We start from the raw sequence: 13,538 nt of genomic DNA on the forward strand, positions 1-13,538 counted from the left end.
TTTTGTCTTTGTTAAAAACAAAGCTTATTGATTAACATCTTGCTTGTTCAGTTTTCAAGGTTCATATCTCGTCGTCATCTTAACGACTTATATATCTTAACACGTCTTTTTCTAAAAGTCAAGAACTTTTTTTTAAAAGTTTTAAGTCATATTTTGTCGTTTTATTTACTTACGAGTCAACGTTGTTAACTATACTCCCCTATTAATCGATTGTCAACTTAAAATCCAATTTTATTTTTAACTTAATCTAGATAAACTACAATAAACAATTTTAAATGCTCAATTATATATAGATAGCCTCTCTATTCCACCCATACTATATATCAATTTATCAATTTATCAAGCTATGAAATCCAGTACATAAAGCAAAAGGCAGTATTCCCTTGTCGGAATGCTGCCTTTTCACTTTTATTTTCTATTATTATTATCTTACCCAGATAAAGTAAGCTAAGAAGACGAAGAATAAAACATACATTAATGGATGTACTTCTTTTTTACGTCCCGCAAGTAACATTGTAATTGGATAGAAGATAAAACCAACAGCAATACCTGAAGCAATACTGTAACCCATAGGCATCATAAACATTGTCATAAATGCTGGAACTGCAATTTCGAATTTATCCCATTCAATTAATCGTAAAGACGATGCCATCATTACACCGACAATAACTAACGCTGGGGTTGTTACAGCCATGGTAACTACACTTAATAATGGCGAGAAGAATAATGCTAGTAAGAACATCACTCCTACTACAACTGCTGCGAAACCAGAACGTGCACCTGCACCAACACCAGCTGTAGATTCTACATATGCAGTAGTTGTTGAAGTACCGAAGATAGAACCAACTGTTGTACCTAAAGCATCTGCTAGTAAAGCTTTACCTGCACGAGGTAATTTGTTGTCTTTTACTAATCCTGCTTGGTTTGCAACTGCCATTAAAGTACCTGCTGTATCAAAAAAGTCTACAAATAGGAACGTTAAGACAACAACTAAGAATTTCACATTAAATAAAGAAGATGGATCATGAATAATCGGATCTAATGCAACCCCAAAAGTTGGAGATACACTTGGAATTGATGAAACAATTGCTTTTGGTACTTCTACTAAACCAAAAATCATACCAATTACAGCTGTAATAATCATACCGTAGAAAATACCAGCTTTTACTTTACGTGATAACAAGATAACTGTGATGAAAATACCTGCAATTGCTAGTAATACATTTCCATCAGTGAAATCACCTAAAGTAACAAATGTACTTTCGCTAGCAACAACAATCCCAGAATTTTTTAAACCAACAAATGTTATAAATAATCCAATACCTGCAGATACAGCATATTTTAGCTGAACAGGAATAGCATTAATAATCGTTTCTCGAATACCTGTCAATGAAAGAATGATAAAGATTACACCTGAGAAGAATACACCTGTTAAACCTGTTTGCCATGGAATATGGTAAGTTAAAATAACTGTATAAGCGAAGAAAGCATTAAGTCCCATACCCGGTGCTAAACCGATAGGATATTTTGCAATAAAGCCCATGATGAACGAACCAACTGCTGCAGCCAAAGCTGTTGCAACAAATACAGATCCGTAATCCATGCGCATTGCATCTGGTAAGTCTTTTACATCTGCTAATGTTAAGATTAGTGGATTTAGCGCTAAAATATACGCCATTGCTAAGAATGTTGTAACTCCCCCAATTATCTCTCGGCGATAATTTGTACCAAGTTCTTCAAATTGGAAATACTTTTTCATGATTAATCCTCCGTATGCCGTCTTATACGTCATGAGAATAAAAAAGACAATCAACTTAATAATGAGTTGACTGCCTACGATTCTTCACATTCTATGAATCATGTAAAGATTTAAAAGAAGAAATTATTATTTTATCTTCTTTATTAAAATCGTAGTCAAGTCATTTACGGTAACTCGGTAGAAACTTTCGGGCCATATTCCCGACATTATACGACGACGTTATTTAATTTACTTTGATAATATAACATGGTTCTATCACTAATTCAATACTTTTTCCGAACATTTCCTATACATTATCGTAAATAGTTCGTGAATAAACATTGAAATTAAAATAAGTCGTCGATGATAAATGAAAACAATTTATCTTTGCTTGAAAATATGCGACATTATACTTACACTTACTAACTAATTTTTAATGAGGTGATTCTAATAAACAAAATAGTAGCTCCTTCTACCAACTATACTCAAATCATTCAAGCCGAAAATTTATTGATTGAAGAAATTGAAGAAAACACACATCTAATCGATTGTGAAATTGATTGCCGTTTTGGTAGAAAACAATTACAAGAAGTTCAATTTGAAAATTGCCGATTCTTATTAAATGATTATTCACAAATGGAATTTTTAGATATCATATTCAAGAAATGTGACCTTTCTAACTTCAACTTTTCCAAATCCATATTTTATAGATGTAAATTCCAAGCATGTAAATTAATCGGCTCGCAATTTATTGGCAGTACATTGAAAGATATATATTGGCAAGACTGTTTTATGAATTATGCTGTATTCTCCGATAGTAAGTTAAAACAGGTTTGTTTTGAGGATAGTCAATTAAAAGAGGTATTTTTCCAAAGCGTTAGTTTTAATAAAGTTGATTTTCTCAAATGTAATTTACAACTCGCTGATTTTACAGAAAGTAAATTAAATGGTTTAGATTTTTCAAATTCAGATTTTATAGACATAAGACTTACACCCAACTTAGCAAAGGGGATGTCAATTCGGTTTGATCAAGCAGCTTCTATTGCTGCTACGCTTGGTGTAATCATTAAAGATTAGTGAATAATAGCCCACTTACCTTAATAAGATAAGTGAGCTTTTTTGTGTGAAAAATCTCATATCATAATCATAAATTCAATTAGATTGTATATACCTAAAGAACTTCTTATCGTAACATCTGCTTATCCAATTAGGATTTCTTTTTCTTTCTGTTTGATTGTTGAGTTTTATCGTGGTTTGTTTTGTTGTTTTTGTTTTTAGCTTTTGAATCCCATTCAGCAGCAAACTCTTCATGTAAATTGTCTTTAGGATTATTGTTATTGCTATTGGTATCATCTTTATCTGTACTTTTATAAAGATCGAAAGGATTATGAGTTCTTACGTTCATGGTCCTCTTGTTGTTTTTATTGCCCATGGCGTATCACCTCCTAACAATAATTTGTTCTTTTTGGAGGTTTTTATGCTCTATCCGTTTTATATTATTTTTTGTCGGTTAGTCTTGAGTTAAATGCCATAAGCGATTCAACGGTAATTCATCTTCTGTAATATTTTTCTTTTCAACTAGAACACTATTTAAAGTAAGTTCTATTGATTCCACATAAAACGATATGACGACATTACAATGTGCTAAAGCAAGATGATTTGTTACGCTTTTTGAAAATTGATCTAAATCATAAATGTGATTTTCCTTTACTGGGGTATTGGAATAAACTTTTGCAGTTACTAAGTTTTTCCTTAAGACATCCTCCCAAAAATCATTATCTTCATAATCACCTAAATCAAAATCGTCTTGTCTTGAAGGACGATTTTCGTCAAAAATAAACATTCTGTATGTAATTCTATCAATCTCAATATCCCATATGTCTATGTCTTTAAACCGGAACACTCGGTTGAAATTATCAATTATATTAATCACCCTCTATTTAATACATAACGAATTCCATAAATAACTAACAATTTAAATATATGTAATGAAAAGCATTAAATCAAATTATCTGAAGCTTATGTCTCCGGAGGTCATCTATTAGTTCAATAATTTTTTAACATAAAAAAACTCCCTTATTTTCAAAAGTAGAAAATAAGGGAGAACATATTTATAATTTCAATTGTTACGAGTGTGAGCAATTCCCTCAATCTACACTTGTATTTCTCGGGGTGCTTCGCATCCTCGTCGCAATGTGTCTATTCCCACTCGATAGTAGCTGGTGGCTTAGAAGTCACGTCATACAGTACGCGGTTAATGTGGTTTACTTCGTTGACGATACGTACTGAGATTTTTTCTAGTACGTCCCAAGGGATACGTGCCCAGTCTGAAGTCATGCCGTCGATAGACGTTACTGCACGGATACCGATTGCGTAATCGTAAGTACGTTGATCGCCCATTACACCTACTGATTTGATATCAGGAAGTACAGTGAAGTATTGCCAAATGTCACGATCTAGACCAGCTTTAGCAATTTCTTCGCGTAAGATTGCATCAGATTCGCGAACGATTTCTAGTTTTTCTTCTGTTACTTCGCCTAGAACGCGGATTGCAAGACCTGGTCCTGGGAATGGTTGGCGCCATACGATTTCGTCAGGAATACCTAGTTCAGTACCTAATGCACGTACTTCGTCTTTGAATAATGTTTTAAGTGGTTCGATTAGTTCGAACTGCATATCTTCAGGAAGTCCACCTACGTTATGGTGAGATTTGATTGTTTGTGCAGTTGTTGTACCACTTTCGATAATATCAGTATATAGAGTACCTTGAGCAAGGAAGTCCATACCTTTAAGTTTTGAAGCTTCGTCATCGAAAACATAGATAAATTCGTTACCGATAATTTTACGTTTTTTCTCAGGATCACTTACGCCTGCAAGCTTGTCCATAAAACGTTTACGAGCATCAATTTTAATCATGTTAATACCGAATTTACCTTCGAATGTTTGCATAACGCTTTCTGCTTCGCCTTTACGCAATAAGTTGTGGTCAACGAACATACATGTTAGTTGGTCACCGATTGCTTTATGGATTAACACTGCAACAACTGAAGAGTCAACGCCACCTGAAAGTGCGCAAAGAACTTTTTTGTCTCCAACTTGTTCGCGAATTTTTTCAATTTGCATGTCGATGAAGCTATCCATTGACCAATCACCTTTAGCACCACAAACATCAAATACAAATTGACGTAAAATATCATTACCATATACAGAGTGACGTACTTCTGGATGGAATTGTACAGCATAGAATTTACGTTCAGCATTTGCCATTGCTGCAATTGGGCATGATGCACTTGTAGCGATAGTAGTGAAACCTTCTGGTGTTTTAGTAACTAAATCACCATGACTCATCCAAACAACTTGTTCTTTTGGAAGTTCACCAAATAACGCATTATCTTCTAATACTTTAATTTCTGCTTTACCGTATTCACGATGGTCAGCTGATTCCACTTTACCACCTAAAGAATGCGTCATTAATTGCATACCGTAGCAAATACCTAGAATTGGTAAGCCCATGTCGAAGATTTTTTCATCAATATGGAATGCATTTTCATCGTATACTGAGTTGGGACCACCAGAGAAAATGACACCAGTAGCATTCATCGCCTTTAGTTCTTCAGCTGTGATTGTGTGAGGATGTAATTCACTATAAACACCGAACTCACGAATTCGACGAGTAATAAGTTGGTTGTATTGACTCCCAAAATCAAGAACGATAATTTTTTCTTGATCTTTTAAAATTGTACTAACTGACAACAGTTCCACCTCTTCTATATTTTATAAATGAAACTTCTCTTATATAAGTTACTAATATGAAAAGAACGCGTTGAAAGTAACATTCTTCCTACGCGTTCAGTCTCTACAAAAGGCAAATAAACTATGTCTAAACATAGCTATATTCACCTTCATAGTCAAACCATTTACGGTAGCTTGGTAGAAACATTCGAACCATATTTTCGAACATATACGAGGGCAGTTCAATTATTTATAATTTTTCTTAATCTTACAGTTTATAAGAGCCAAAATCAACCTGTTATACGATTGATTAAATATTCCCAACATTCTATAATTTTATCCTTATCCATTGTTGAGGCCCCATTACTATAAAGATATTCTTCATAAATGTTCGTCAAATTGCTCATATGGTCAGTACCAAGTTTTTTATCAACAAGTTTGGCAAATTCACTAAGAGTTTGTCCTTCTTCTTTTGATAATCCATTTAAAGAAAGCTGATGAAGTAAATCATTATACAGACGATCTATGGTTATATTATTTTTTCCTTTAAATCGATATTTCAACAATAGCCACTTTGGCATCCATTTTTTTCGTGTTAAATAGCCGAGAGCTGCTAGTATTAAAACGATTACTGCAAAAATGGTAATAACTTTGTTCCACTTTTTGCTTGTCGTTTTTGTTTCATTTTGACTTTGCTTGTCTTCTAGTTGCTGCTGTTTTTTCTTTTCTTCTTTTTTCGCTTGTTCTTTCTCTTGCTTTGCCTTTTTCTTTTGCTCAGCTTTTTTTTGCTTTTCTTCTTTTGCTTTTTCATTTTCCTTTTGCTTTGGATTGATGGTTCCTTCATTTTCTTCATCTTTCACATCGTTTAGAACATTATCAAATCCATCGAAACCAATTGTTGGCTCGAAAGACATCCAACCCACTCCAGGTATATATGCCTCTACCCAAGAATGTGCATTGTTGTTTGTGACAACAAAACGGTGAGTACCGTTATCAGAAGACACTTCATCTCCTTCTGAAAATCCCTTTACCCAACGTGCTGGAATGCCCAATGTACGAAGCATCACAACCATTGAAGTAGAGAAATTGTCACAATATCCAGATTTCGTATCAAAGAGGAATTGATCTACATAATCTTGGCCCTCTTTCGGTACTGCTACATCTGTTCGTGAATATTGATAACCGTTATATTGAAAATAAGAAACAATGGCATTTGCCTTATCATAAACGTTCTTTTCACCTTTTGTTATTTCTTTCGCCAAATTATTTACACGTTCAGGTAAAGTAACTGGAAGTTGCAGATACTGATCGTATTCTTTTGGAAGTTTTCTTAAATCCGACATTTTCGTTTTTTCTAACGCTTTCAAACTATATTCAGGTGTGGAATAGGACATTGAATACTTTGGTAAAAGTACCTTTTGCTCATTAATAGAAGGTCGTATTTTTTCACCATCAATCTCAATATAAAATGACTTTTCGTCATTTGGTTGATCAATCGATTTTAACCCATATGGTTGCATGATAAACTTATAGTCTTTCTTTAAAGTGATTGTCGCAACATCTGTGTTTTTTTCCTTACCAGGTTTTAATGACATTGGGATATCTTCACCGTATTCAAAGGTATGTACATAGACATCTCCTGGTTTTCGTACCCACCCTTTTCCGGTATAAATATTTTTCGTTTCGATACGCCAATATTGATTTACTTTTGCTGCTACTTCAAAAACAGGACGACTATCTTCTTCAAAAGGACCACCTAGTTTACTATCATCCTCAACATATCCTATTTTCCCGATACCAGCATTTTGACCATTCTTCCAATCCATTAGTTTTGCGATAGAATCTGGTGTATTCACTATAGCTTGTTTTTTAGGCATTAAGAAAGCAAATACAGAGCTACCAATAATCATAAGAACAAGTGGTATCAATAACATGGTATAGTGTTTTGCCTGTAATTTAACCTGACTACCATTAAATAGACGGTTTACAAACAATACGCCCATTAGTAATGTTCCTAATACCATGACGCGGATTATGGCAGAGTCGGCATTATACTTAGTCAGTGAATCTATTAAGCATAAGAAAATGATTGTTGTTAAAAAGAAATATACAACAGTATGCTTGACTGTTAACCAATGATGGATTAGATAGATTGTCATCCATAATAAAACAAAAAATAAAATACTACGAAATGAATCCGTTACATCATTCCAATCACCTGCTATTAACGCTTTCACGCTTATCCCAAAATCACCAGCAATTTTCATCATACTGTCTACAGAGAAAAATTTTGTCCCCAAGTATACATACATAAGGAACCAAATGATATATAAAAACTTAATCGCAAAAGATAGTACACCATTTAAGTTAACGATGTTACTTCCTAAGCAAAGCACTATAAAAACAAGAAATAATCCAAGATGTCCAGTGCTCGTCAACTGTACAATAGGCATGAGCCATTCTACCAACATCCAAAATATAATAAGATAAAGGCCCATCAAGCTCGTCCATTTCACTATTGATGAATTGCTCATTTTAACACCTCCGTAAAGGCATCTGAAAATTGTTCACGTGTGATTGGTAAGACAAATATTCCATTTTCCTTTGCTATGATCTCCATCTTTTCCTCTTGCTCTGAAATAACTTTTTCTGGATTTCGAATGATAAAACAAATTACAGCTTGGGATTGTTTGAAGTTTTTTTTTAAGATATTAATCCATTCAAGTGTGAGAGATCCTGTAACAAAATAAAGCATTGTTGCGCTAATTAAATTACGATTTTGCACATATTTAGGCCCAACTTGTTCAACTAAATTTGGTTTTACAGCTGCAAGATAATAGAGTGCTTGTTGTAATTGTTCCACGGTCTGAATTTGATTGAAAAAAGCTGGTTTCGCTCCTGCAGATAAAAACGACATCGTAAAATGCTGATTCGTAACAGCTGTTAACACAGACGCACAAAACTCTACTTGTTCCTCAAATAAATCAGAAGGTGACTCATCTAATACTAGACAAACATTTAATGATTGTTGGTCTTCAAATTCTTTCGTTTGTAAGCTTTGTGTTTTGGCAAATGTCTTCCAATGAATCCACGTCATACGATCTCCAGGTTGATATTCGCGAATACCTGAAACCATAGTTGTATCACGTACTATCGCGCTATGCTCTGTACCTGCACCACTATTTCTGGAGATTTGTAACGGCGTATAAACTATATTCGTAATACTTGGATAAACAACAATTGAACGATTTGCTGGTATTAAAACTTTCTTTTTTACCCAACCAAAAAAATCTGCAATGGTCAGTTCAATTCCTTCTAATTGGTAATGACCACGTGGCATATTTGGAATTTCATATTGCCAAGAGAATTGCTCTTTCCAGCCCATTATTAAAAAATGTCGAGTTTGGTCTACCTCTTCAACAAATAGCTCATTTGGCACGCTTTCCTGAATTATCGTATAGAGTAATGGAAATCGCGAATTTCTCGTCAACGTAATCTTCATCCGAAGAGAATCACCTTGTTCTAAACGTCCAGAAATCATTGTCCTTTCAACTGAAAAATTTTTAACTGGCACAAAAAACAGCATGATTGAGTAAATGGCAAAAGGTAAAAACATAAAGAATATAAACCAGCTGACAAACCCACCTTGCATCAATGCAAAAGATAGAGAAATAGCTAACAAAAATACAACCAATATAAAACGTATAATCGCTTGCGATAGCCACTTTACTTTATATCTTTTCATCATCTTGAAGCCCTTTTAATCGGTACAGATGTATTAATAATAACGCGACCAATAATTTCTTCAGGTGTAATACCGTCATAGCGTGCTTCTGGTTTTAAAATGAGACGATGAGCAAAAACAAAAGGTGCTAAAAATTGAACGTCATCTGGTGTTACAAATTGGCGTCCTTTCAACAAGGCATACGCTTGGGATGCCTTCATCAAAGCGATGGAACCACGAGGACTCGCACCGAGATATACATATTGATGTTCACGAGTTGCTCTAGCTAGTTCCACAATATAGCCTTTCACTAATTCATCAACATGGACTCTTTTCACTTCTTGTTGTAGAACCTTCAATTCATCTAGCGTAACTACCGAAGTCAACGTTTCAATCGGACGTGTTCCTTCTGCTCTTCGTAATACTTCAATTTCATCATCATGACTTGGGTAACCCATTTTCAATTTTAATAAGAAACGGTCTAATTGTGCTTCAGGCAGTGGATATGTTCCTTCATACTCAATAGGGTTTTGAGTAGCCATTACAAAGAAAGGCTTTGCAATTTGAATGGTTTCCCCATCAATTGTAACTGCAGCTTCTTCCATTCCTTCTAATAGGGCAGATTGTGTTTTAGGTGATGTACGATTAATCTCATCGGCCAATACGATATTCCCCATTATTGGACCAGGACGAAAATGAAACTCCATATCTTTTGGATTATAAATGGAAACACCAATTACATCCGATGGCAGCAAATCGGGTGTAAATTGTATTCGTTTAAAATTAGCACTTACGGATTTAGCAAGTGCACGAACCATCATAGTCTTCCCTACACCTGGTACATCTTCCAGTAAAACATGTCCTTCTGCCAACAATGCCACAACACTAAGTTCTGCGATATGCTTTTTGCCAATCATTACTTTTTCTATATTATTGATAATGGATTGTAACTTTTCTTGTGTCTCCATTAATTGGCCTCCTGTCAATTATCCTTTTTATTGGTTCTTTTTCTCAATTAGCATTATTATAGCATGATTGTTTTTAATCCTTACAAAAAACACGACTTACTATTTAGTCGTGTTTTCATACATTATTACATTTATTTCTATTTTTGAATGATTTCATGCATAAAAAGTTCTTCTAAATGCAATGTTTTTGAATCTTGTAAAACAGATTTAATATTTCCATGTTTTAAAACATGCCCTTCATGTAGCAAAAGTACATCATCTGCTAATTCTTCAGCAAAAGAAAGTAAATGTGTAGAAAATAGAATCGTTTTACCACAGTCTTTTTGTTCTTGTAAGATCGTTTTCAATTCAGCAATCCATCGTATATCTAAACCATTTGTTGGTTCATCTAAGATTAATAATTGCTCATCTCCTAATAACGCTTGTGCCAAGTTAATCCGTTGGCGCATTCCCTTCGAAAATTGGCGAACTCTTTGTTTGCGAAATTCCCATAGTCCTACTCTTTTTAGTACTCTATCAATTTCACTTGATGGTATTTTCTTTAATCCTGCAAGTAACTGTAAAATTTCTAATGCTGTAAGAGTTGGCGGGAAGTTTACATCATCTGGCATATATCGAATTGACGGATGTGTAACCCATTTCAACTCACCGGAATCTGGCTTCTCTTGTCCGATTAATAGGCGGATCAGTGTACTTTTACCAGCTCCATTACCACCCGCCAAGGCGATAATTCTCCCCTCTTGTAAGGTAAATGAAACATCGTCTATTCCTTGAGATTCCGAATACTTTTTTACAAGATTTTTTCCTTCTACAATCATGCTTGACGCCCTCTTTTCATTAGCACCCATTTTGCAAATACTAGCGGTATTACAATCCATAAGATTGTGACAACTGCATATAATACATAGCCTACGGTAGAACTATAAAATTCAGTAAAACTATAAAAGGATGGTCCTAATACAGATGTTTGATCAGAAAATAGGAAATAACCAAAACGAACCCATTCAGCAGGGTTGATGTGAAGCATGATAATCGTTAACTTCTGTAAGACATGTCCAGCTACAACTGTTCCAATGGCCATTAAAGCATACGATAGTAGCAATAATGATACTGCCCATACTACTAATGATAAAGCTAATGCATGTAAACGATTTTTTGCAAAACTACCGCAAAGGATTGCGATAGACGAAAATAGTAGTACTGTCATAATAGATAATCCTACAAAAAGAAGTGGCAGATGTACTTGACCAGATATTCCACTCATTCCTAACACAACCGCAAAAGCTAAACATAAAATAAGCATAAATGATAGGATTAATGCGATATATTTACCAAATATATACTGTGTAATTGTCATCGGATATGTTTTTAACAAAGAAAACCATCCTGACTCTAAATCACTTGCAACCCCCATGCTTCCAATGGTTAAGATAAATAATGGCAATAAGAATAGAAGTAAATTTAAAAAACTAGCTGTTTGTCTTGTAAAACCATTGAAATCGGGTAATGCAATTTGTTGAATAAGCGATATAGCAGCAAAAACAAAAACAAAAAGTACTGCTACTAATTGCATCCAACGGCTTCGCAACATTTGTCTCCACTCTAACCGTATAAATAGGTGATTATTCAATGATGCACACCCCATTTAAATGTATCTAGATCACTATAGCTTAATAACTCTCCTTTACCTTCTTTTTCAATATATTTTTTCGCTTCATCTTTTGTTTGAAAGGCAATTACTCCATATGACATGGGTGTCCAAATATCTTTGTCATATACATAAGAGGCTGTTTTCACATCAAGCCATTTTTTTCCGCTTTTATCTTTTATAAATGCCTTACCTAAATCATCTTCGTCCATATCTTTCATATATTCGACTAAACAACCTAAATCATCAAATATTTCGTAATCTCCATTTTTCAAAGCAATTTCCCCTGCATACTCTTTATGAACAATACTCATATTGCATATTTTGCAGATGTCAGTTTCACTAACAATTTTTCTAGGTTTATATTCTTTGTTTCCACATGCTTGTAAACATAGTACTATCGCGAAAATACCTACCAACCATCTCTTCTTCATCCTTGAATTTCCTTTCTCCAAAACCATAGTATTGTAAACACAAGTCCAACTCCTAACACCAATTTCCAGAAATTCCATGTATTCTTTCTTTCTATTGTCATTGTACTTTGCATCAAAGGTTCTTGATCAACTAGTTGTTCTTTCTCAATGATATTCGTTTGGCGGTCAATCTCATTAAGTAACACTACACTTGGTGATTCGATAAAATATTGATAAGCGGGCTGTCTAACCATCCATTGTCCAAAACTTTGAAGCGCCACATAATTTCTGTCACCAATACCATCATTATTGACATCAATGCCTGCATAATCATCATAGTAATTTTGGACAATTTGACTTCCTGTCCCATCTGATCGAAGATTAACAATATTTCCGATAAAGTTATTTCGCTTCACTTGATTTTTTTCATTTGAACGAATCAATTCTATTGCTGATTGATTCATTAATAATACATTGTTTTTCATCGTCGAATTCGTTAAATTTTGGGCAGAAATTGCTGTTCGATTATTTTGGAATATGTTCGCGAATACCTTTATATATTTTGACTGGAATAATGTCATTCCCGAAGCATTTAGTCCATTTTGATCGTACAGATGGTTATCGTACATCTTTACATTTTGAGACATCATTAACATAATGCCAGTCACATTTTTTTTAAAGGTATTCCCTGTTGCTTGCGCATTTTTTGTATACATAAAATGGATTCCATATCGTCCATTATCAATTTTGTTCTCCGAAAGAGAAATATGATTGACCGATTCTATATAAACACCATCTTGGACATGTTGAATATTATTCCCCTGAACCTTTACATTAGCACTGTTATATAAGGCAATTCCATTTCCTTTATTTGAGTAATGCCCTTGAATTCCCGTAATTTTTAAATGCTTTAGTGTTACATTATTGGTGTTATAAAGTTGAATGCCACTCCTCATATTTTTGAAATGAAGATTTTCAAAATGAAGGTGTTGGGATTTTTCCCCCGTTATACCCAGATAGGAGTTTTGCAGTGTAACATTGTTTATAGAGACATGTTCTGCGTTTTCTATTTGTATGACAGGCTTTTGGTTTAAGCTTTCCAATACCGTATGCTCGGTTCCTTTAATCGTGATATTCTTATGTATCACTACATTTTCTTTATAGAGAACGTTTGATAGTTGTAATGTTCCGTTTTCAGGTGTCTCATCAATTAGTTGTTGCAATGTTTTCGTTTTTGCATGTGCTTGTGGTACGGACAACATAAATGCGATAAACAAAATAACCAGTAGTAAAACACGCTTCATAAGCACACCTC

Annotated in this window: 12 protein-coding genes and 2 riboswitches; of the genes, 1 reads left to right on the plus strand and 11 read right to left on the minus strand. The window is 34.2% G+C overall.

The genetic code is table 11. The features are described from left to right. Positions 1 to 424 precede the first annotated feature (424 nt). On the minus strand, positions 425 to 1,759 hold the full coding sequence (locus D1606_RS09650) for an NCS2 family permease (RefSeq protein WP_119415805.1): 1,335 nt from the start codon (positions 1,757 to 1,759) through the stop codon (positions 425 to 427). A gap of 132 nt (positions 1,760 to 1,891) precedes the next feature. Beyond that, positions 1,892 to 1,993: riboswitch (purine riboswitch) on the minus strand. A gap of 255 nt (positions 1,994 to 2,248) precedes the next feature. On the opposite strand from D1606_RS09650, the gene D1606_RS09655 reads away from it, so the two are divergent. After that, complete coding sequence (locus D1606_RS09655) at positions 2,249 to 2,815, plus strand: pentapeptide repeat-containing protein (RefSeq protein WP_119415806.1); 567 nt, start codon at positions 2,249 to 2,251, stop codon at positions 2,813 to 2,815. 130 nt (positions 2,816 to 2,945) lie between these two features. Here the strand turns inward: D1606_RS09655 and D1606_RS09660 are convergent, their stop codons facing one another. The 10 genes from D1606_RS09660 to D1606_RS09705 form a co-directional block, all read right to left on the minus strand. Then, positions 2,946 to 3,170 carry a hypothetical protein gene (locus tag D1606_RS09660; protein ID WP_119415807.1) on the minus strand — a complete coding sequence of 75 codons (225 nt, stop codon included), beginning with the start codon at positions 3,168 to 3,170 and terminating at the stop codon, positions 2,946 to 2,948. A gap of 78 nt (positions 3,171 to 3,248) precedes the next feature. After that, positions 3,249 to 3,581 (minus strand): hypothetical protein, encoded by a 333-nt coding sequence (locus D1606_RS09665; RefSeq protein WP_119415808.1) that lies wholly within the window; start codon positions 3,579 to 3,581, stop codon positions 3,249 to 3,251. A 356-nt stretch (positions 3,582 to 3,937) separates the two neighbouring features. Beyond that, a complete protein-coding gene (gene guaA, locus D1606_RS09670) occupies positions 3,938 to 5,491 on the minus strand; it encodes a glutamine-hydrolyzing GMP synthase (protein ID WP_119415809.1) in 1,554 nt (517 codons plus the stop codon). Positions 5,492 to 5,623: 132 nt separating this feature from the next. Next, positions 5,624 to 5,725: riboswitch (purine riboswitch) on the minus strand. A gap of 35 nt (positions 5,726 to 5,760) precedes the next feature. Further along, positions 5,761 to 8,004 (minus strand): transglutaminase-like domain-containing protein, encoded by a 2,244-nt coding sequence (locus D1606_RS09675; protein ID WP_119415810.1) that lies wholly within the window; start codon positions 8,002 to 8,004, stop codon positions 5,761 to 5,763. Continuing rightward, entirely contained in the window at positions 8,001 to 9,218 is a 1,218-nt protein-coding gene (locus tag D1606_RS09680; RefSeq protein WP_119415811.1) for a DUF58 domain-containing protein, read from the minus strand. The genes D1606_RS09675 and D1606_RS09680 overlap by 4 nt, the downstream gene beginning before the upstream one ends. After that, positions 9,215 to 10,162, minus strand: a complete 948-nt coding sequence (locus D1606_RS09685) for an AAA family ATPase (RefSeq protein ID WP_119415812.1) — start codon at positions 10,160 to 10,162, stop codon at positions 9,215 to 9,217. Before D1606_RS09685 ends, D1606_RS09680 begins: the two co-directional genes overlap by 4 nt. A gap of 137 nt (positions 10,163 to 10,299) precedes the next feature. Beyond that, positions 10,300 to 10,980: an ABC transporter ATP-binding protein gene (locus D1606_RS09690; RefSeq protein ID WP_119415813.1), complete on the minus strand. Its 681-nt coding sequence runs from the start codon at positions 10,978 to 10,980 to the stop codon at positions 10,300 to 10,302. Next, a complete protein-coding gene (locus D1606_RS09695) occupies positions 10,977 to 11,807 on the minus strand; it encodes an ABC transporter permease (RefSeq protein WP_119415814.1) in 831 nt (276 codons plus the stop codon). Before D1606_RS09695 ends, D1606_RS09690 begins: the two co-directional genes overlap by 4 nt. Continuing rightward, complete coding sequence (locus D1606_RS09700) at positions 11,789 to 12,244, minus strand: nitrous oxide reductase accessory protein NosL (RefSeq protein WP_119415815.1); 456 nt, start codon at positions 12,242 to 12,244, stop codon at positions 11,789 to 11,791. Before D1606_RS09700 ends, D1606_RS09695 begins: the two co-directional genes overlap by 19 nt. Then, complete coding sequence (locus D1606_RS09705; protein ID WP_119415816.1) at positions 12,241 to 13,527, minus strand: right-handed parallel beta-helix repeat-containing protein; 1,287 nt, start codon at positions 13,525 to 13,527, stop codon at positions 12,241 to 12,243. Before D1606_RS09705 ends, D1606_RS09700 begins: the two co-directional genes overlap by 4 nt. Positions 13,528 to 13,538 lie beyond the last annotated feature (11 nt).

Origin of the sequence: Rummeliibacillus sp. POC4 (genome assembly GCF_003576525.1) — a bacterium.
GTDB lineage: Bacteria > Bacillota > Bacilli > Bacillales_A > Planococcaceae > Rummeliibacillus.